Genomic DNA, 19,490 nt, shown 5'->3' on the forward strand with positions numbered 1-19,490 from the left:
ACCAAATGATGGTTGTTAACCCTTTTCTTAGCCCCACTTTCGACCAGGCCGTACTATGATTCATGTTCCCCTCCGACTACCCGTTCCGGCGCTGCTGTTGCTGGGTCTGGTCAGCTGCTCATCGCCCAGCCGGCAGCAGGAAGCCACCGCCACGGCCGACTCGGCCCTCCGTGCGGCCGAAACCACGCCCGTTTCCGAAACCAGCTGCTATCGCCAGACCCTCAACGGCGATACAACCACGCTGCAGCTGGTACTGACCGGCGACCGCGCCACGGGCGACATCCACATCCAACCGGCGGAGAAAGATCGGGCCGACGGCTCCTTCAGTGGCACCCGCACCGGCAACCAGATCCGGGCCGACTGGCAGCGGTCGGGCGAGGGCATGACCCAACGCTACGACCTTGACCTCACCCTGTCGGGCGACTCCATTTCGTGGGGCGAGGGCGAGCGCGTGGAGCAGAACGGCCGGTGGGTGCTGAAACAGCCCGGCGGCACCTACCGCTATCGGCTGGCCAAAACAGACTGCCCGTGAATGAGCCCGACGGATTCTTTTGCGGTCTATCCATTAGTAACCCCCTGTATCATCGTTAGTAGAAATGAGCCCCCCGGCCACACACTGGCCGGTTAACCAACTTATCATGCAACCAATATCCCAACGTACCATGCATCGACTACTACTGCTGCTGGCCGTATCGGCACCGGCCCTGACAGTCTGCGCACAGCAAACCACCACCAGTCAGACTACGGCTTCGGCCAGCGGCCCCGCCGACCAGCGCGGTCTGCCCCCCGTCGAAACCAAAAAACCCAACAGCAATTACAAGCCCGCCATGCCGGGCCAGACCCGGGTAGCGGGGGTTAAAACGACAATGCCTTATGAGGGCAAGGTGCTGACGGAAGACTTGAAAAGCCCCTGGGGTATCACCAGCCTGCCCGACGGACGACTGCTTATCACCGAGCGGGAAGGAACCATGCGGATCGTAGGCATGGACGGCGCCGTAAGCAGCCCCATCACGGGCCTGCCCAAGGTAAATTCAAACGGGCAGGGTGGTCTTCTGGGCGTGCGGGTCGACCCTGACTTTACTACCAACCGGATGGTGTACTGGGTCTTTTCGGAACCCCGCCCCGATGGCAACCTGACGGCCGTGGCCAAAGGTAAACTGGCCGCCGACGAGAAAACGATTCAGAACCCAACCGTTATTTACCGGGCCACCCCCGCCTACAAAGGCACGCTGCACTACGGTGGCCGAATTCTGATTGCCCCGGACGGCAACCTGTTTATCAGCACTGGCGAACGTTCGGACCTGGTGACCCGCCCGCAGGCTCAGTCGCTCAATTCGGGCCTGGGCAAAGTGATCCGCATTACGAAAGATGGGCAGCCGGCTCCCGGCAATCCCTTCGCCGGGCAAACCGGCGTTCGGCCCGAACTGTATTCGTACGGCCACCGGAACGTACAGGGGCTGGCCTTGCAACCCGGCACGGGCGATCTGTGGGAAGCGGAGTTCGGTCCGCGCGGGGGCGACGAACTGAATCATATTCAGGCAGGCAAGAACTATGGCTGGCCAACCATTACCTACGGCATCGAATATGCCGGCCCGAAAGTAGGCGAAGGCATTCAGCAGAAAGAAGGTATGGAGCAACCCGTGTATTACTGGGACCCCGTGCTGTCGCCGAGCGGTATGACGTTCTACACCGGCGACCTGATGCCCGAGTGGAAAAATAACCTGTTTATCGGCGGACTCAGCAGCATGCACATTGCCCGACTGGTGATCGAGAACGGTAAAGTGGTGGGCGAAGAGCGGCTCCTGCCCGACGAACTCCAGCGGTTCCGCGATGTAACGCAGGGTAAAGACGGGGCGCTCTACGCCATCACCGACCAGGGCCGCCTGTACAGGGTTGCCAAGAAATAGCGCCCGGGACTTGGGGCGGAGCGGTTGTACGGGGCCCCAATAGCCCCGTCGCCGACGCTGCCCCAACACCCCCAATAGTCATCCAGTGGGCCCTGCTGCCAACCCCTGACCCGGGCACGGCGGTAGGGCCCAACCGCGTTTGGGGGGTCTGCTATCCCTACACCCTGCCGGACGCAGCCCACCCTTTATGTCAGTGGTCGGCTTTCAGCTGCCCCTGCATCACGCGCTCCATGTGCCGGATCTTGGGCATCGACACCGACTGAATATACACCTGCCAGGGGTGTTCCTGCACGTAGTTCTGGTGATAGCCCTCGGCCGGATAAAACATCGTGAACGGCACCACCTGTGTTACGATGGGCTTTTTGACCCGCTCGTCCAGCGTCAGCTGCCGGATTTTGGCGTCGATCTGACGGCGTTCGGCCTCGGTACGGTAAAACGCCACCGACCGGTAGTGCGTCCCCACATCGGGGCCCTGCCGGTTCAGGGTGGTGGGGTCGTGCATGGCAAAAAACGCCTGCAGCAGGGTCGAATAACTTATCTGGCGGGGATCGTAATACACCTGCACCGATTCGGCGTGGTCGGTCTGGTCAGTGCTGACATCGGCGTAGGTCGGGTTCGGAAACTGACTGCCCGCGTAGCCCGACACCACCTCGCGAACACCCTGCAGCCGGTCGAAGGCTTCTTCGGTAGCCCAGAAACAGCCCCCCGCGAAGGTAGCGACGGCTTCACCGGGTTTCGGCACCGGCAGCGGAGCCGGTTTGGTATCGGGGGTCTGCCCCGTCGAGCAGGCCAGCAGCATAAAGGTCAGGAGGCCCGGCAGCAGGCCCTTCAGGGATCGATTCATTATTCCTGAAACAACGAAACGCCCCGATCCATTCACCCCATACCGCGCCGGGCGCCGGGGCAACCGAATCGGGGCTATTGATGAGGTTGTGGCCCTTTACGCCACCTTACAGCTGACGCCGTCCATGGCTTCGAGCGCCCGCAGCAGCGCGTTGGCCGGGTGCACTTTCAGCGTGCGCGACTGCATGCTTACTTCGATCCGCTCGGCCGGGTCGACCACCTGCAGTTGTAGCGTACAGGTGCCGGGGTGGGCATTTACCAGTTCGTTGATCTGGCTGACCAGCTGCGCACTCAGTGCATCGAGCGTGAGCGAAACGCGCAGTTCCTTGCAGAACTTCTCCCGCATTTCGGTCAGCAGCCGGATGTTTGAGGCTTTAAATTCCAGCTGGTCGGAGTTCCATTTGTTCTGCGTTTTGCCCGTGATGTGCAGAAAACGGCCTACCTCTACGTACTGTCCCATCCGCACGTAATCGTCGCCAAACAGAGCCAGTTCGATCGACGTGCTGTAGTCTTCGAGCTTGAAAATGCAGAACGGATTGCCGTTTTTGGCAATCTTGGTTTGCAGCGCCGACACGATACCCGCCACCTTGATTTCGGGCGTTCGGGTTTCATACAGTTTGTCGAGCGTACAGTTGCAGAAGCCGTCGAGCTCCAGTTTAAACTCATCGAGCGGGTGGCCGGTGATGTAGAAGCCAACCACGTCTTTCTCAAACTTAAGCTTCTCGATCTGATTCCACTCGGGCACTACCGGCGGCTTGGGCCGCGACAGCATGGGCTCGCCCCCCATCATGGCGCCAAACAGCGACTGCTGGGCCGCAGCTTTCTCGGCGTGGTAGTTGTTGCCGTAACGGATGATTTTCTCCAGAAACGAGCTGTTTTCGGTGGGTGGCACCTCGAAATACTGCGCCCGGTGGTACTCATCGAGTGCGTCGAAAGCGCCCGCGTAGGCCAGCGATTCAAGCGTTTTCTTGTTGACCGTCCGCAGGTTTACCCGGATAATGAAATCGAAGATATCCTTGAAGGCCCCACCGGCTGAGCGCTCCTCAATGATGGCTTCTACGGCCGCGTCGCCGGCCCCTTTGATACCAGCCAGCCCGAAGCGTATTTCGCCCTTTTTGTTTACCCCGAACACCCGCTCCGACTCGTTTACATCGGGGCCCAGTACCGGAATACCCAGGTTTTTACACTCTTCGAGGAAGAACGTGATTTTTTCGATGTTGCCCAGACAGGACGTCAGGACAGCTGCCATGTACTCGGCCTTGTAGTAAGTCTTGAGATAGGCGGTCTGGTAGGCAACGAAGGCGTAGCAGGTCGAGTGCGACTTGTTGAACGCGTAGGACGCAAAGGCTTCCCAGTCGGTCCAGACCTTCTCGCATATTTTCAGGTTCAGCCCATTGGCCGCGCAGCCGTCCATAAACTTGCCCTTCATCTTGTCGAGCACGTCTTTCTGCTTCTTACCCATGGCCTTCCGCAGTACGTCGGCGTCGCCCTTGGTGAACTTGCCCAGTTTCTGCGACAGCAGCATCAGCTGCTCCTGATACACCGTAATGCCGTAGGTATCGGCCAGGTACTCCTCCATTTCGGGCAGGTCGTACTTGACTTCTTCCAGGCCATGTTTCCGCCTGATAAACGTCGGGATGTACTGAATCGGGCCGGGCCGGTACAGGGCGTTCATGGCAATCAGGTCCTCGAAGCGGTCGGGCTTCAGGTCCTTCATGTACTTCTTCATACCGTCGGATTCGAACTGGAAAATAGCGTTCGTTTCGCCCCGCTGAAACAGTTCGTAGGCCTTCGGATCGTCGAGCGGAATGTCGTCGATGTCGGTTTCGACGCCGTTTATAATCAGACCGCCGTGGTTCTGCTTGATGAGCCGCAGACACTCCTTAATGATGGTCAGGTTGCGGAGGCCCAGAAAATCCATCTTGATAACCCCGGCATCCTCAATCACCTTTCCCTCATACTGAGTGATGATGAGGTTGGTATCTTTCGAGGTCGAGACGGGTACGATATTCGACAGATCGTCGGGCGCGATAATGATCCCGGCGGCATGGACGCCCGTGTTACGCACCGTACCCTCCAGCCGACGCGCCTGCTGCAGCACGTTCTGCACCTTGGCGGTATCGATCAGCTTCATGGTGCGGCCCACGCTCTGATCGCCCGATTCGAGCGCCCGCATCCGCCGAACGTTTTCGACTTCTTCGGGCTGAATGACGTTGGAAAGCCCTCCGGGCCCGTCGATCGGATCTTCGAAGATCCGCCGGAGCGTCATGTTGTAGGTCGGCTTATCGGGTACGAGCTTCGCCAGGGCGTTGGCATCGGAGAGCGGCAGGTCCATCACCCGGCTCACATCTTTGATGGCCGATTTGGCCGCCATGGTGCCGTAGGTAACGATAGCCGCTACCTGCTGCTTGCCGTATTTCTGCACCACGTAGTCGATTACCTTCTGCCGGCCTTCGTCGTCGAAGTCGGTATCGATATCGGGCATCGATTTCCGGTCGGGGTTCAGGAACCGCTCGAACAGCAGATCGTACTTGATGGGGTCGATGTTGGTGATGCCGATGCAGTAGGCCACAGCACTCCCGGCGGCACTGCCCCGGCCGGGGCCCACCATCACGCCCAGGTCGCGCCCGGCCTTGATAAAGTCGGCCACGATCAGGAAGTACCCGGCAAAACCCATGGTCTTGATCGTGAACAACTCGAAGTCGAGCCGTTCCTGCACATGGCTTTCGATTTCGCCGTAGCGTTTGCGGGCGCCCTCGAAGGTCAGGTGCTTCAGAAACTCCCACTGGTTGGCGACGTCGTCGGTATGCAGCTGAAACTCGCCTGGAATCGGGAAGTTAGGCAGCAGAATATCGCGCTTCAGCTTCAGCGTTTCGACTTTGCTGACGATCTCGTTGGTGTTGTCGATCGCTTCGGGCAGGTCGTGAAACAGCGTCGTCATCTCCTGCGTGCTCTTGAAGTAGAACTGATCGGAGAAAAAGGCAAAGCGCGTGTTTTTGGGCATAGCCTCGTCGTCGCTGAACTCCTTCATCGACGGCGTGCTCTGCTTCTCGCCGGTGTTGACACACAGCAGAATATCGTGGGCTACCCAGTCGTCCTGATCGACGTAGTGCGAATCGTTGGACGCGATAATCTTGACGTTGTGTTTACGGGCAAACTTGACCAGCACCTCGTTGGCTTTAATCTGGTCGGGAATTTCGTGGCGCTGCAGCTCCACGTAGTAATCCTCACCAAACCGATCGAGCCACCACTTGAACTCGATTTCGGCGGCCTCCTCCCCTTTTTTCAGGATCGTTTTAGGTACAATGGCCCCGATGCAGCAGGTCGTGGCAATGAGCCCTTCCTTATACTGATCGATCAGCGCCTTGGTTACGCGGGGGTACTTGCCGTAGAGCCCTTCCATATAGCCCAGCGAACAGAGCTTGGCCAGGTTCTTATAGCCCGTGGCGTTTTTGGCCAGCAGCAGCTGGTGGTACCGGATATCCTTCTTTTCCTTGGTAAACTGCTTGACGGTATGGTCTTCGACCACGTAGAACTCACAGCCCACAATGGGTTTGATACCCTGCTTGGCCGATTCGGCCACGAACTCGAACACGCCGAACATGTTACCGTGGTCGGTGATGGCCACTGCCGGCATGTTGTCGGCTTTGGCTTTCTTAACCAGCTTTTTGATGTCGGCCTGCCCGTCGAGCAGCGAGTACTGGGTGTGGCAGTGGAGATGAGAAAATTGCATAAGTTACTGACTATCTGACCGGATTCTGTCTGCTTTTCTAATAAAACGGACCAGGATTATGCCGGTATCTGACTGGATTCGCGTTCTTAAAAATAGGCGAATCCAGTGGGTAGATGACTACACCAGGGTGAGAAAATTTGCGGCTTCGTTACAACCTGTTGATCCTACACCAGTTGCCGAACAGCCTGAATGATCGACTGCCTGACGGCCGCCCAGGTCATGCCGTTTAGCGATATTGGATCGGCCTGCTCCTCAGCATCGTCGAAGTAGGTCAGCGAACGCACGACGTAGCCGGGGTCGCTATTGATATACTTCCGCGTAAAACAGGAAAGCAAGTCTGTCAGGCTAAAATGGTTGAGCAGTTCGGCAACATCCCAGAAGTCTTTCTTTGCCCCCCGTCCGCTTACAGCATTCAGTTTCATGGCAATAACATCCTGAACCGACCAGAAGCGAATCTGTCCAATGAACTCATAGGGCTGAAGCAACGGATACTGATGAGCCAGCAAATCAACTTTTATAGTTCGGATAAACAGGCTGATTGAGTTTTTAGACTCGTCGGTAACAATCGCTTCGGGGAACCGGTTCAGTAGCTCTTTGCTTAGTTCATCCGTCAAAAAAGACTGATTGGTAAACAAATCGAGGTCAACTGATAGTCGATGGCCGTAGCGAAGTGCCAGGTTTGTTCCGCCTGCCAAGGCAAAACGATTCAGCGAAGGCAACTGCATCAGCTGGGTCAGTAATTCCAGGGTGTGGGGTTCGACTGTTGCCGGGTGTAACATCGGAACTGATCAGGGGTAAGATCAAAGATAGCGCAACAGAAAGAAAGCGTCTTTTTTTTCAGATAAGCCACCTGCACCACCTCAGCTTTCACCCGTTCCCGACCGTAGAAACGCAGTAAGGCAACGATGTCGGCCCACAGCCCATAATTCATCACTTTTTCGATAACGAACCGCGCGTTTCGCTCGTAGTCAAGCGACTTCATATCAACGTCCCAGAAGGCCGTCCCGGAAAGGTCAGGAGTAGTCATATCCGGTAATCAACTGATAGTTAACAGTTTCCTGCAATACACCTGCCCATCGAGCAGCGAGTACTGGGTGTGGCAGTGGAGATGAGAAAATTGCATGGGGCTGCGGTTTACTGGCTTAAAAATAACCCATTCCGGACGAGCGGGATTCACTCAGCCACCGGAAAATTTAACCCGTTCCCCCTAACCCACTGATGGTGACACCGCTGGCCCACAAAACTGGCTGGGTGCACCGCCGGCTTTCCCTGCCTGGGTTATCGTACGTCCAGGGCATCTTTTTCTGGCCTGGGTGCCCACACAGATGAGCGATTAACGGGCTATAACCGCTTACTTTGGTACATCCGCCCGTTTTTCGGGCTCATTCCGCGCCCATTTGTACGCTTTTTGTTATACCTCCAGCGTATTCGCCCCCGATCAGCCATCGGTAGCCGAACCGGCAGCCGACAGTCGCCTGTCGCAGCCTTTACCCGCGTATTCATTCTGACTCTTTTTTAACCAGCTATGCTGATTGCACCCACCCCTGGCAACGAATCTGACCGGCTACAGGCGCTCTATCGCTACGAGGTGCTCGATACGCCCGCTGAACTCGACTATGAACGGGTTTCGCACATTGCGTCGCAGCTCTGCCACACCCCCATTGCCATGGTCAGTTTTATCGACCGCGACCGGCAGTGGGTCAAATCAGCCTATGGTATCACCATCGACACCATTCCGCGGGAGGTATCGCTCTGCGCCCATACGGTGGCGGGCGCCGAACCCCTGCACGTACCCGATACCACCCACGACGACCGGTTTGCCGACAACCCCGCCGTAACGGGCCCACCCAACATTATTTTTTATGCCGGCTTTCCCCTGCGCTCCACCGAGGGACTAGCCATCGGGTCGCTCTGTGTAATCGACCATTACCCCCGGCAACTAACCGAGTCGCAGGCCCTGGCCCTGCAGGCCCTGGCCGATCAGGTGGGACTGCTGCTGGAACTACGGCTTACCAATAACCAGCTTGAGCAGGCCCGGCTCGAGGCCGAAGAACTGGCCCGCCAGAAAGCCCAGTTGCTGGCGACCCTCAGTCACGAAATACGGACGCCCCTGCATGCGCTCGAAGGCTACACCCAGCAGGTACTCGACCAGCACCCGCGCCCCGATCAGCAGAACAGTCTGCACCACCTCCAGTCGATTGGCCGGACGCTGGTCAGCCTGGTCAACAACATTCTCGATTACAGCAAACTGCAGGCAAATAAGCTGCTGCTCGAGTCGCTGCCCTTTTCCGTGCGCACCCTGATCCAGCATGCCATCGACATCAACGCCTGGCAGGCCAGCCAGAAAAAGCTGTCGCTCGTCGCTCATATCGACGACGCCATGCCCGATCAGCTACTGGGCGACGCCACCCGACTGCTGCAGGTGCTGCTCAACCTGCTGGGTAACGCCCTGAAATTTACCGAGAAAGGCGAGGTCTGCGTGCATGCTTACGTGCTGGAACACCGGGGCACCGACCTGACCCTGTCGATCGAAGTAAGCGATACCGGCATTGGTATTGCCCCGCTGGCGCTGGCGTCGCTCTTCAACGAGTACACACAGGTATCGGCGGCTACCAGCCGGCTATACGGCGGCAGTGGCCTCGGGCTGGCCATTTCGCGGCAGCTGGTCGATCTGATGGGCGGCAAACTGGTGGTGCAGAGTCAGGAGGGGCGCGGCAGCCGCTTTGGTTTTCAGCTGACGATGCCGGTCTACGAAGCGCCGACCCCCTGCGGCCTCAGTGACTGGACCCGGGGCCGGCTGCTGGGTGTCGACGACAGTTTGTTCAACACCAAAATGCTCGAGTACCTCGTTGCCCAGGAAGGCGGACAGATCGATACGTTTACCTCGCCCCTCGACGCGCTCGAAGCGGCCCGGCAAACCGACTATTGCGGGGCGCTGCTCGATCTGAACATGCCCGATCTGGACGGTTACGAAATGGCTAAACAACTGGCCGTTATTCAGCCGGGTATGCCGCTCATTGCCGTTTCGGCCGACGACAGCGACGAAACCGTCGAACGAACCCGGCAGGCGGGGTTCAGCGGCTACCTGCGCAAACCGTTTCTGCCCGGCCAGTTGCTCCAGATACTGGTCGAGGTGGTACAGCAACCCCACTAAACGCACCGTGGCGGGCCGGTTTCGACACCGACCCGCCACGGGTAGACTGGCAGGCAGCTGACAGACCGTTACTTGGTCATCCAGCTGAAGCCGTCATCTTCGATCAGTTTCATGGCGGCTTCAGGACCCCATGAGCCAGGTTCGTAATTCGGAAAGTCGGTCGGCGCCTGACTGCCCCAGGCTTCGATAATGGGCGTTACGGCTTTCCAGGCCGCTTCGACCTGATCGGCCCGCATAAACAGCGTCGCATCGCCGGTCATGGCGTCGAGCAGCAGCGTTTCGTAGGCTTCGGGCTCCTGTCCCTCATAGGCCGTTTTGTAGCTGAATACCATCTCCACGGGATCAATAGCCAGGGTCTGGCCGGGGCGCTTGGCCTGGAACTGCAGCCGGATATCCATACCGGGCTGAATACCGATCAGCAGCCGGTTGGCCCGCCAGTCTTTCGTCGCTTCGTCGGGGAAGGCGTAGTGGGGGGCGGGCTTGAACTGAATGGCAATAACAGTGGTTTTTTCGGGCAGCACCTTGCCGGTCCGCAGATAGAACGGTACGTTCTCCCAGCGCCAGTTATTGACGTAGAGTTTAACGGCGGCAAACGTTTCGGTGGCCGAATCGGGCGCAACGCCTTTTTCTTCCCGGTAGCCCGGCACCGCTTTGTCTTTTACCGTGCCCGGTCCGTACTGGCCCCGAACGGCGTTGTTGGGGTCGATAGGGCGGATGGCATTGAGCACCTCCACGGTTTTGTTGCGCACCTCGTTGGCATCGAACGAAATCGGAGCCTCGGTGGCCACCATACACATCACCTGCAACAGGTGGTTCTGAATCATGTCGCGTAGGGCGCCCGAGCCTTCGTAGTACCCACCACGCCCTTCCAGCCCCACCGTTTCGGCGGCCGTGATCTGCACGTGTTCTACGTACTGCCGGTTCCAGATGGGTTCGAAGAGGGAGTTGGCAAACCGGAGCGCCAGAATGTTCTGTACGGTTTCTTTGCCCAGGTAGTGGTCGATGCGGTAGATCTGTTCTTCGGCAAACAGCCCACCCAGCAGGGCGTTTAGCTCGCGGGCGGTCTGGAGGTCGTGCCCGAATGGTTTCTCGACCACGATGCGCACCCGCGACTTGTCGCCACAGAGTTTGAGCTTACCCAGGTTGGTGGCAATGCCCGGCACGAGCTGGGGCGCAACCGCGAGGTAAAACAGCACACTTGCCGATTCGCCCCACTCGGCTTCTTTCTTGCCCACGAAATCAGACAGGGTTCCGTAGGCGTTTTCGTCGCCGGCATCCATCTGCAGGTACGAGATGCTGGGCGCAAACTGATCCCAGGGCCCGTCTTTCCGGCGCGAGAATTGTTTAACGCCATCGAGCAACCGCTCGCGGAAGCTTTCGTCGGTGTACGGACTGCGACCGAGACCCACAACAGCGAACCGCTCAGGCAGGTATTTCTCGATAAACAAATTATAGAGCGCGGGTGTAAGTTTGCGGAGATTGAGATCGCCACTCCCACCGAAAATAAACAAAACGGTAGGACCCGGCCGCTGGTTGGTTGCTGGAATCATCGATTAGCAGGTTGTCGTCAGACCAAAAGTCGCTGCAAGATACCGACCTTCGGACAAACACTCACACCCAGACACGGTTTCTTAACAGAGTACATCCCCCATCTTACCTCCTATGACCATCGCCATTGGCTCCGATCATGCCGGCTTCCGTTACAAAGAAGCCATCCGACAGTACCTCGCCGAACGCGGCCACACCGTGCTGGACAAAGGTACGTATGCCGAAACGCCGTCGGTCGATTACCCGCTCTATATCCGGCCGGTAGCCGAGGCCGTTGCGGCCGGCGAGGCCGAACGGGGCATCGTGCTGGGCGGCTCGGGCAACGGCGAAGCCATTACGGCCAACCGCGTCAAAGGGGTGCGCTGTGCCCTCTGCTGGAATGAAGAGTCGGCCCGGCTGGGCCGGCAGCATAACGACGCCAACGTGATCTCGCTCGGCGAACGGATGATGACCCAGGAAACGGCCCTGAAGCTGGTTCAGATCTGGCTCGACACGCCCTTCGAGGGCGGACGGCACCTGGCCCGGATTCAGGAGATAGACGCGTAGGGCGTCATGAACAAACCCAGTCGACAGATCGGTTACTTCTTATCCAGCCAGTATTTCTCCGACGGGCTCCGCACCACTGCGTCTATTCTGCTGCCATCGCTGGCCATGGCCCAGCTGGGGCAGCTGCAGACCGGCATGGCCATGTCGATCGGGGCGCTGAGTGTGAGCCTGAGCGATGCCCCCGGCCCGGTGCAGCACCGGCGCAACGGCATGCTGGCCACGGTACTGGCGGGCTTTCTGGTGACCATCCTGACGGGCTTTGCCCGGCTGAACGATTACACACTGGGGCTGGAAATTCTGCTGCTGAGCTTTGTCTTCTCGATGTTCACGGTCTACGGCGCCCGGGCCACCGCTGTTGGCACGGCGGCACTACTGGTCATGATTCTGATGATCGAGCGGCCCCTCGACCCGCTGGGTGTTCTGAAAGAAGCCGGTCTCATTCTGGCCGGCGGTGTCTGGTACACCACCATGAGTCTGCTGATTTCGCGGCTGCAACCCTACCGGCTGGCGCAGCAGGCGCTGGGACAGAGCATCCACGAAGTAGCCAAGTTTCTGCTGATCAAGGCCGACTTCTACACCATGTCGACGCACCTCGACGACGACTACCGGCACCTGGTCAGTCAGCAGGTAGCGGTGAGCGAAAAGCAGGATGCCGTTCGCGAAATTCTGTTCAAGAGCCGCCGGTTTGTGGCCGAAACCACCCGGACCGGGCGGTTGCTGGTGCTGACGTTTGTGGATGTGGTCGATCTCTACGAGCAGATCGTGGCCATGTTCTACGATTACCGCGCCATTCGGGAGCGGTTTGGGCATACGGGTGTGCTGGGCATCATTGCCAGTCTGATCCGGCAGCTGGCCGACGAACTCGACCACATCGGGCTGGCCGTGCAGTCGCCCGTTCCGAATCGCCCCGCCTTCGACCTAACCCCGCAGCTCGATCACCTCAAACGTACTATCGACGAGCTGGGCGATAGCGAGGGCAGCACGCTGGTACTTAAAAAAATTCTGGTCAGCCTCCGTAACCTCAACCTACGACTGTCGGCCATCCGCAACAACCTGCGCTCACCCGATGCCCCCACCGTCGACCTGGGCAACCTCGAGTATGGGCGCTTCGTGTCGCACCTGGAAATCGACCTGAAGTCGATTCGCAACAACCTGTCGTTCGATTCATCGGTGTTCCGGCATTCGCTCCGCGTGTCGCTGACGATGCTGACCGGCTTTGTGCTCACCCAGCTGATCGAGTACGGCCATCACAGCTACTGGGTACTGCTGACGATTTCGGTAATTCTGAAACCGGCCTTCAGCCTCACCAAGCAACGCAACTATGAGCGCATCGGCGGCACACTACTGGGGGGCCTCATCGGCGCCCTCATTCTGACCCTGATACCGGATAAAACGATTCAGTTTATCTGCATGGTGCTGCTGATGATCGGCACCTACAGTGCACAGCGGGTCAATTACATTGTAATGGTGATCTGCCTGACCCCTTTCCTGCTCATCCTGTTCAACTTTCTGGGTATCAACTACCTCGGCGTAGTCGAAGAGCGGCTACTGGATACCCTGCTGGGTGGCATTCTGGCGCTGACGGCGGGCTACCTGCTGTTTCCGCGCTGGGAGTCGGATCAGGTGCTGGCGCCGATGCGGGCCGTGCTGCGGGCCAACGCACGCTACCTGCAACTCCTGCTCGACAGTTTGTCGGGGCGCCTGCCCGGCGTGGTCGACTATAAGCTGGTGCGCAAGGATGTGTATGTTACCTCGGCCAACCTGTCGGGCGCCTTCGACCGGATGATGTCGGAGCCCAAACGCAAGCAGCGCAACGAAAAGCTGATTTATGAGTTTGTGGTGCTGAACCACATACTGTCGGCCAACGTGGCCACGATTACCTCTACCCTTCTGGCCGAGCCCATTCCGCCCGCGGCCACGCTGCAGCGCCCGATCAAGCGGGCGCTGTTTGCCGTCAGCGAAAGTATGCGCAAACTGGGTGCCCCGGCCGAGCCGGGCCTTGCGGCTCCGCCCACAACCGACGCGCCCCCGCCCGCCCCCACCGACGATGCGCAGCTGATTGAACACCTGCAGTTTATTCAGCAGGTCAGCAGCGACATTGGCAAGGTCGTCGATAAGCTACGGCAGTAACCGGGTCTGGCGCCTGCCCAACGGCCGTGCCGAGTGACGGACGAAGCCGTTTAGTGGCTGTGGGGAGCCGGGGCCTTGCGGGGTTCGGGCGAGATAAAAATGGTGAGCCAGGCCCGGCGCGCCATCCGGAAGAACCAGGGCGTCAGCAGCAACAGCGTCGGGATCAGGCCAATCAGGTAATAATCGAGGTCAACACCGAGGGCCTGCACCACCAGCCAGAACGAGAGGATGATGTAAGCCGTGTAGAAGGCGTAACTGACAAACATCGAGCCCCAGTAGAATCCGGGTTCGGGATTCAGATTTTCGCCACAGTGCGGACAGGCTTCGTTCATGCGGTCGAAATGGCGGCTGAACGCGGAGTTGGTAACGAAGAAGTTGCCCTCCTGGCAGCGGGGGCATTTATTGAACAGAATACCGTTCAGACGGCTGTGGGTGGTAGCCATGGTGATCAGAAATGGTTGAGCCAGACAACGCACCGAATGCCGGTAACAGGCTGATGCTGTCTGGTTCACAAACGTACGACCCGTGCGCCGGGCAACCCAATACGCATCGGGCCCGGTATGGTACAAATCAACGATACCCGGCCACTTCGCGCCTAAAATCAGCGGGCGTTCGTCCCGACTGTTTTCGGAAAAACCGCACGAAATAGGAGGTATCGGCAAAACCCAGCGCAAAGCCGATTTCCTTCACCGATTCGGCCGTGTGGGTAAGCAGGCGCTGGGCCTCGATCAGCAGCCGCTCGGCCCAAAGCTGACTCGCCGTTTTGCCCAGCACCCGCTGGCAGATGTGGTTGAGGTAGTTGGGCGTTACATTCATCTGCGCTGCGTAATCGCTTACCCGGCGCATGGTCAGAAAGCTTTTTTCCAGCAGCTCCTCGTACTGCCGGATCCGGTCGTACAGGTAGGTATCGGCGGTGGGACGCTGCTGTTCGTAGCGCCGGTTAGCCTTTTCGAGCAGGATGTGTACGTACGACAGAAATACGTCGGCCCGGTTGGCTTCCTGCCGGCTATACTCGGCAAACGTCAGGTCGAACAGCTGGCTGAACTCGGCGCCCTGATCGGTCAGGTCGAGCAGGGGCTGGTGCTGATGCGAATGAAAGAAAGGATACTGAAAAAGCCGGCCCTGGTAGCGGCCCTGAAAAAACTGCGGGTCGAAAAACAGGTTGAATCCCCGCACATCGGGCGAGAGCTCCCAGCTGTGTACCTGCCCCGGGGTGAGAAAGTAGAGCTGGTAGGGGCCAATGGCATACGTCCGGAAGTCGATGGTGTGGGTACCGCTACCCGCGTAGATCCACATAAGCAAATAGAACGTATGCGCGTGCGGCTGATCGATGCCGTTGAACTCGGCCACCAGCTTTTCGAGCGGGGTCATGTAGAACGGCGTATTGGGCTCATGGCGCGGAAACGCCTGTAGCCTGTAAACGGGTACCTGAACGGCCATCAGCGAAGCATGTAACGGGGTTAAACCAGCGCGATACCGTCGTCACGGATCACAATCCGGCGCTCGCGGTACAGCGTACCGATGGCCTTCTTAAACGTTTTCTTGCTCATTTCGAGCGTTTCGTAGATCGCACGCGGGGGGCTGTTGTCGGTCAGGGGTAAAAAGCCCTGCTGCTGCTTCAGGGTCTCGAGAATGCGCTGGGCGTTGGGCTCTACATGTGCAAAGCCGGCGGGCTGCAGCCGCACGTCGATGCGGTCGTCGTCGCGGACACGTTTGATGAACCCCGGCATCCGGTCGCCAACCTGGACGGGCCGGAACACTTCGTTGTGGTAAAGCAGCCCCCGGTAGCGGTCGTCGATAATCACGTTGAAGCCCAGATCGGTACGTTCGTAGACCAGCAGGTCCACCGCGTCGCCTTCGTGCAGCGCCGACACATCGGGATCCAGGAAGCGGCTCACCTTGGTGGAGCCCACCAGCCGGCCTGTTTCTTCGTCCAGATACAGAAACACGACGTACCATTCGCCTACCGCCATGGGTTTGCTCTGCTCACGGTACGGAATCAGCAGATCCTTCTCAAGGCCCCAGTTCATGAACGCGCCCACCGAACTGACGGCCACCACCGGCAGGGGGGCAAACTCGTCGCGCAGGATGTGGGGGGTCAGGGTGGTGGCAATGGGACGGTCTTCCGAATCGGTATACAGAAAGACATCGATATCGTCGCCCACGGTCAGCCCCGCTGGAATATACTTGTTGGGGAGCAGGATATCGTCGCGGTCGTCGTGGGGGCCGTCGATGGGGTGGCCCAGAAAAAAGCCGACGCTGGTTTCGCGCAGGACCGTGAGTTTATTGATACGACCGAGATCAAACATAGGCGGCAAAAAGACTGTGTGCTGCAAAAGTAGCGAATAATGCGGTGGGGCGGGCCCACGAGACTGGGGCGCGGGTTGTTCGGGCGGGCAAAAGGGCTCAAATCATAACCTGAAACGGCTCAATTTAACCGTGAGTCGATTGCGGGGCGGAGGCCGGCCACCTTTGACCCAGTCAATCACCCAACGCCACTCCGCTTACGCCATGCTTCGTTCGATTCTGCTCCTCACGCTTTTTGCCGCCCTCCTCACCCGGGCTCATGCCCAGTCGATATCCGGCCTCGTTCACGACGCACAGGGTCAGCCCGCTCCGCTGGCCGTACTCAAACTGCTGTCGGCCACCGACTCCAGTTTTGCGGGCGGTACGCTGACCGACAGCGTCGGTCGCTACCAGTTTACGGCTGTTCGGCCGGGCACCTACCGGGTGCAGGCTTCGTTTGTCGGGCAGGGGCAGGCCCGCTCCGACCGCTTCGTAGTAACGGGTACGGAGCCCGTAAGCCTGCCGCTGCTGCGTTTGCAGGCCGGCACGCAGGTACTCAGTCAGGTAACGGTTGCCGCCCGAAAACCCATTGTCGAGCAGCAGGTCGACAAAACCGTGCTGAACGTAGCGGCCGATGCCACGGCTGCGGGCAAAACGGCTTATGAGGTGTTGCAACAGGCTCCCGGCGTACTGATCGATCCCAACGAGAACCTACAGCTGGCGGGTAAACAGGGGGTCAATGTCTACCTCGATGGCAAACCCGCCAACCTGTCGTCGGCCGATCTGGCCAATCTGCTCAAAGCCACACCCGCGTCGAGTCTGGCCACGGTCGAATTGATTACTAACCCATCGGCCCGTTACGATGCGCAGGGCACCGCCGGCATCATCAACCTCCAGTTTCGGCGCGGCCGCGGTCAGGGACAGGGTATCAATGGCAGCCTGACGGCCGGCCACAGCCAGAGCACCCACGGCCGCAGCAATCTGGGGGCCGACTTCAACGCCCGCCTTCGCGTACTGAACGTATTCGGCAACGGCGGGCTGACGCGCGGCTACCAGCTTACCCGGTTCACCACCCGGCGCGCTTACGGTACCGATGCGTCGGCGCGGCAGCTGACCCAGACCGGCTTCGATACCGACGGCTGGCGATCATACACCTACCGGCTGGGAGCCGATTACGCGCCCGACAGCCGGCAAACGCTGGGCCTGCTGCTGACTGGCAACGGCGGTGCTACCCCGTTTGGCACGCAGAGCCGCACCGACATCGGCGATGCCCGTAGCCGTATCGACACCAGCCTGACCAGCCGCACCGACAACCCGGCCCACAACGACCGCTTCGGAGCCTCACTCAACTACCAGTATGCCGATACACTGGGCTTCTCGCTGACCGCCGATGCCGACTATACCCGGTTCAGTAACCAGAGCCCGAGCACCATTGCCAGTCAGTATGCGCTGCCACCGATTGCCGGCCCCGTGGGCACCACGTTCGATGCCGACACCCGCATTCGCATCGGCACGCTGAAACTAGACCTGAGCAAGCGCTGGAAAGCCAGCGGGCTGCTGCTGGATGCGGGGCTGAAGCGGACCCAGGTAGCCACCGATAACCAGTTGCTGGTGGCTGCCTTCGCCGACAGCCAGCCGGCCCGCCCCGATACGGGTCGGTCGAATACCTTTCGCTACGACGAGCGGGTGAGCGCGGGCTACGCTACCCTGACCCGAAGCCGCGCCAGGCTGACGGCTCAGGTGGGGCTACGGGTCGAGTACAGCCGCATTCGGGGCGTATCGACCGATCTGCGCGCCAATCGCCTGGCCCGTCCCGATACGGGTTACCTCAACGCCTTCCCCTCCGCGTTTGTGCAGTATCAGGTTTCGGACAACGGTCAGCTGGGACTTACCTACGGTCGACGGATCGAACGGCCCAACTACCAGGATATGAACCCGTTCGTGTATCAGACCGACCCTTATTCGAGTCAGCGGGGTAATCCCTACCTCCGACCCCAATACACGCACGCGATTGAACTAAGCTATACCTACCGCTACGCGACCACGATCAAGCTAAGCGCCAGTCGTACCAGCGACCTGTTTACCGAACTGACCCGCCAGCAGGACGCCGTAGCGTACCGTACCGTCGACAACGTGGGCCAGCTCGACGCGCTGACGCTCTCGGTCAGCTCCCCCTTTACCCTCACCAGCTGGTGGTCGGGTTACGTTTACGCCGGGGCTACTCTCAACCACTACACGGGCGACCTCCCCGACGGGCGGCTCGACACCCAGGCGGTGGCCGCCAACGCCTACATGCAGCACAGCCTTAAACTACCCCATGCTATCGGCCTGCAGGTATCGGGCTTTTACAGTGCGCCCACCCGCCAGCTCATTTTCCGGAACCGGGGGCTGGGCAGCCTGAGCGTGTCGGTGCAGAAGCGGCTCTGGCACGACCGGGCTACGCTGACGCTGGGGGCCGATGATCTGCTCAACACCATGCGCTGGCAGCAGTCGGTAGCGTTTGGCTCGCAATCGTTCGAGGTCTATCGGAAGTGGGAAAGCCGCCGGGTCAAACTGCAGCTTACTTACCGATTTGGCAACCAGTCGGTCAAGGCCGCCCGCGATCGCTCGACGGGCAACGACGCCGGCCGTATCCGCGTCCGCAGTGCCGAATAAGCAGTCGATTGCGCTTTGACAAGTTCACTATCAAAACCAAAACCATCAATCCCATGAAAACGCTGTTGCTTACCCTGGCTACCCTGCTGCTGACGGCCCTCTCCGGCCGCGCGCAGCCCGCCCCGTCACGCGTCTCGTTCCGGCTTAAAAACAACCTGGGCTACACGCACTCGTTTCTGATCACTACGCCCGGACAGGTGCCTTATACCCTCCTGCTGAAAGGCCATGAAACCCGGCCGCTCAGCTGGCCCGTGGGCACCAGCCTTTCCTTCGGCCAGACCGGGCGGGACACCGCCGAACAGATTCTGACCGTATCAGCGGCCGATGAAGGGCAAACCCTGTACACCGATCCAACGGCCCACCAGGCCACCGCCCCCCGGCCCGACAACGTGCGGCTGCGGTTGCGCAACAACAGCTGGCGGCCGCGCAAGGTAGCCCTCATCAGTTATGCACCCGGTCAGAACGGAAACAGCACCAACATTGTCTGGCTGGCACCAAAGGCGGTAACGGTCCAGTACCTGCCCGAAGGCGCACGCCTGTATCTGGCCAGTAACGAGCAGGTAGATGTGGTGATGAGCGGCAAGCGCATCGACAGCGACAAACCCTTTTTAGTGGTCAGTCGAACCGATGGCAACAAAACATTCAATATGTTTGAGTGAGTCCGGCCGGACGCGGCCAGTTCACCGGC

At 59.4% G+C, this 19,490-nt stretch carries 15 protein-coding genes; 7 read left to right on the forward strand and 8 right to left on the reverse strand.

Annotated elements, in window-relative coordinates; all coding sequences use genetic code 11:
• Nucleotides 1–55 precede the first annotated feature (55 nt).
• Together ACYVAC_RS12770 and ACYVAC_RS12775 are read left to right on the forward strand one after the other, a co-directional pair.
• Complete coding sequence (locus tag ACYVAC_RS12770) at nucleotides 56–532, forward strand: hypothetical protein (RefSeq protein WP_461098074.1); 477 nt, start codon at nucleotides 56–58, stop codon at nucleotides 530–532.
• 130 nt (nucleotides 533–662) lie between these two features.
• Complete coding sequence (locus ACYVAC_RS12775) at nucleotides 663–1,907, forward strand: PQQ-dependent sugar dehydrogenase (RefSeq protein WP_461098075.1); 1,245 nt, start codon at nucleotides 663–665, stop codon at nucleotides 1,905–1,907.
• Nucleotides 1,908–2,097: 190 nt separating this feature from the next.
• Here ACYVAC_RS12775 and msrA read toward each other — a convergent pair whose 3' ends face one another.
• The 4 genes from msrA to ACYVAC_RS12795 form a co-directional block, all read right to left on the reverse strand.
• The gene (gene msrA / locus ACYVAC_RS12780) at nucleotides 2,098–2,751 is read right to left on the reverse strand and encodes a peptide-methionine (S)-S-oxide reductase MsrA (RefSeq protein WP_461098076.1); all 654 of its coding nucleotides are present in this window, start codon (nucleotides 2,749–2,751) and stop codon (nucleotides 2,098–2,100) included.
• Between the two features lie 96 nt (nucleotides 2,752–2,847).
• Nucleotides 2,848–6,483: a DNA polymerase III subunit alpha gene (gene dnaE, locus ACYVAC_RS12785; protein WP_461098077.1), complete on the reverse strand. Its 3,636-nt coding sequence runs from the start codon at nucleotides 6,481–6,483 to the stop codon at nucleotides 2,848–2,850.
• A gap of 164 nt (nucleotides 6,484–6,647) precedes the next feature.
• Entirely contained in the window at nucleotides 6,648–7,262 is a 615-nt protein-coding gene (locus tag ACYVAC_RS12790) for a nucleotidyl transferase AbiEii/AbiGii toxin family protein (protein WP_461098078.1), read from the reverse strand.
• Nucleotides 7,217–7,510 carry a DUF6922 domain-containing protein gene (locus tag ACYVAC_RS12795; protein ID WP_461098079.1) on the reverse strand — a complete coding sequence of 98 codons (294 nt, stop codon included), beginning with the start codon at nucleotides 7,508–7,510 and terminating at the stop codon, nucleotides 7,217–7,219. The genes ACYVAC_RS12790 and ACYVAC_RS12795 overlap by 46 nt, the downstream gene beginning before the upstream one ends.
• A gap of 498 nt (nucleotides 7,511–8,008) precedes the next feature.
• On the opposite strand from ACYVAC_RS12795, the gene ACYVAC_RS12800 reads away from it, so the two are divergent.
• A complete protein-coding gene (locus tag ACYVAC_RS12800; RefSeq protein ID WP_461098080.1) occupies nucleotides 8,009–9,637 on the forward strand; it encodes a GAF domain-containing hybrid sensor histidine kinase/response regulator in 1,629 nt (542 codons plus the stop codon).
• A gap of 68 nt (nucleotides 9,638–9,705) precedes the next feature.
• Here ACYVAC_RS12800 and zwf read toward each other — a convergent pair whose 3' ends face one another.
• Nucleotides 9,706–11,187, reverse strand: a complete 1,482-nt coding sequence (zwf, locus tag ACYVAC_RS12805; RefSeq protein WP_461098081.1) for a glucose-6-phosphate dehydrogenase — start codon at nucleotides 11,185–11,187, stop codon at nucleotides 9,706–9,708.
• A gap of 112 nt (nucleotides 11,188–11,299) precedes the next feature.
• On the opposite strand from zwf, the gene rpiB reads away from it, so the two are divergent.
• Nucleotides 11,300–11,731 carry a ribose 5-phosphate isomerase B gene (gene rpiB, locus ACYVAC_RS12810; protein ID WP_461098082.1) on the forward strand — a complete coding sequence of 144 codons (432 nt, stop codon included), beginning with the start codon at nucleotides 11,300–11,302 and terminating at the stop codon, nucleotides 11,729–11,731.
• 6 nt (nucleotides 11,732–11,737) lie between these two features.
• Nucleotides 11,738–13,861 carry an FUSC family protein gene (locus ACYVAC_RS12815; protein WP_461098083.1) on the forward strand — a complete coding sequence of 708 codons (2,124 nt, stop codon included), beginning with the start codon at nucleotides 11,738–11,740 and terminating at the stop codon, nucleotides 13,859–13,861.
• Nucleotides 13,862–13,911: 50 nt separating this feature from the next.
• Here ACYVAC_RS12815 and ACYVAC_RS12820 read toward each other — a convergent pair whose 3' ends face one another.
• From ACYVAC_RS12820 to ACYVAC_RS12830, 3 genes are all read right to left on the reverse strand, one after another.
• Nucleotides 13,912–14,304, reverse strand: coding sequence for a DUF983 domain-containing protein (locus ACYVAC_RS12820; protein WP_461098084.1), 393 nt, complete (start codon nucleotides 14,302–14,304; stop codon nucleotides 13,912–13,914).
• A 127-nt stretch (nucleotides 14,305–14,431) separates the two neighbouring features.
• Complete coding sequence (locus tag ACYVAC_RS12825) at nucleotides 14,432–15,301, reverse strand: helix-turn-helix domain-containing protein (protein WP_461098085.1); 870 nt, start codon at nucleotides 15,299–15,301, stop codon at nucleotides 14,432–14,434.
• A 20-nt stretch (nucleotides 15,302–15,321) separates the two neighbouring features.
• Complete coding sequence (locus ACYVAC_RS12830; RefSeq protein WP_461098086.1) at nucleotides 15,322–16,170, reverse strand: CvfB family protein; 849 nt, start codon at nucleotides 16,168–16,170, stop codon at nucleotides 15,322–15,324.
• A gap of 202 nt (nucleotides 16,171–16,372) precedes the next feature.
• On the opposite strand from ACYVAC_RS12830, the gene ACYVAC_RS12835 reads away from it, so the two are divergent.
• Both ACYVAC_RS12835 and ACYVAC_RS12840 read left to right on the forward strand, forming a co-directional pair.
• Complete coding sequence (locus ACYVAC_RS12835; protein WP_461098087.1) at nucleotides 16,373–18,802, forward strand: outer membrane beta-barrel protein; 2,430 nt, start codon at nucleotides 16,373–16,375, stop codon at nucleotides 18,800–18,802.
• A 53-nt stretch (nucleotides 18,803–18,855) separates the two neighbouring features.
• Nucleotides 18,856–19,461: a hypothetical protein gene (locus tag ACYVAC_RS12840; protein ID WP_461098088.1), complete on the forward strand. Its 606-nt coding sequence runs from the start codon at nucleotides 18,856–18,858 to the stop codon at nucleotides 19,459–19,461.
• Nucleotides 19,462–19,490 lie beyond the last annotated feature (29 nt).

It is taken from the genome of Spirosoma luteolum (assembly GCF_054778875.1).

Excerpts from the sequence above, each read along its gene's own strand:
- ACYVAC_RS12770 (WP_461098074.1), top strand. The coding sequence starts at position 56 with ATGATTCATGTTCCCCTCCGACTACCCGTTCCGGCGCTGCTGTTGCTG.
- ACYVAC_RS12775 (WP_461098075.1), top strand. The coding sequence starts at position 663 with ATGCATCGACTACTACTGCTGCTGGCCGTATCGGCACCGGCCCTGACA.
- msrA (WP_461098076.1), bottom strand. The coding sequence starts at position 2,751 with ATGAATCGATCCCTGAAGGGCCTGCTGCCGGGCCTCCTGACCTTTATG.
- dnaE (WP_461098077.1), bottom strand. The coding sequence starts at position 6,483 with ATGCAATTTTCTCATCTCCACTGCCACACCCAGTACTCGCTGCTCGAC.
- ACYVAC_RS12790 (WP_461098078.1), bottom strand. The coding sequence starts at position 7,262 with ATGTTACACCCGGCAACAGTCGAACCCCACACCCTGGAATTACTGACC.
- ACYVAC_RS12795 (WP_461098079.1), bottom strand. The coding sequence starts at position 7,510 with ATGACTACTCCTGACCTTTCCGGGACGGCCTTCTGGGACGTTGATATG.
- ACYVAC_RS12800 (WP_461098080.1), top strand. The coding sequence starts at position 8,009 with ATGCTGATTGCACCCACCCCTGGCAACGAATCTGACCGGCTACAGGCG.
- zwf (WP_461098081.1), bottom strand. The coding sequence starts at position 11,187 with ATGATTCCAGCAACCAACCAGCGGCCGGGTCCTACCGTTTTGTTTATT.
- rpiB (WP_461098082.1), top strand. The coding sequence starts at position 11,300 with ATGACCATCGCCATTGGCTCCGATCATGCCGGCTTCCGTTACAAAGAA.
- ACYVAC_RS12815 (WP_461098083.1), top strand. The coding sequence starts at position 11,738 with ATGAACAAACCCAGTCGACAGATCGGTTACTTCTTATCCAGCCAGTAT.
- ACYVAC_RS12820 (WP_461098084.1), bottom strand. The coding sequence starts at position 14,304 with ATGGCTACCACCCACAGCCGTCTGAACGGTATTCTGTTCAATAAATGC.
- ACYVAC_RS12825 (WP_461098085.1), bottom strand. The coding sequence starts at position 15,301 with ATGGCCGTTCAGGTACCCGTTTACAGGCTACAGGCGTTTCCGCGCCAT.
- ACYVAC_RS12830 (WP_461098086.1), bottom strand. The coding sequence starts at position 16,170 with ATGTTTGATCTCGGTCGTATCAATAAACTCACGGTCCTGCGCGAAACC.
- ACYVAC_RS12835 (WP_461098087.1), top strand. The coding sequence starts at position 16,373 with ATGCTTCGTTCGATTCTGCTCCTCACGCTTTTTGCCGCCCTCCTCACC.
- ACYVAC_RS12840 (WP_461098088.1), top strand. The coding sequence starts at position 18,856 with ATGAAAACGCTGTTGCTTACCCTGGCTACCCTGCTGCTGACGGCCCTC.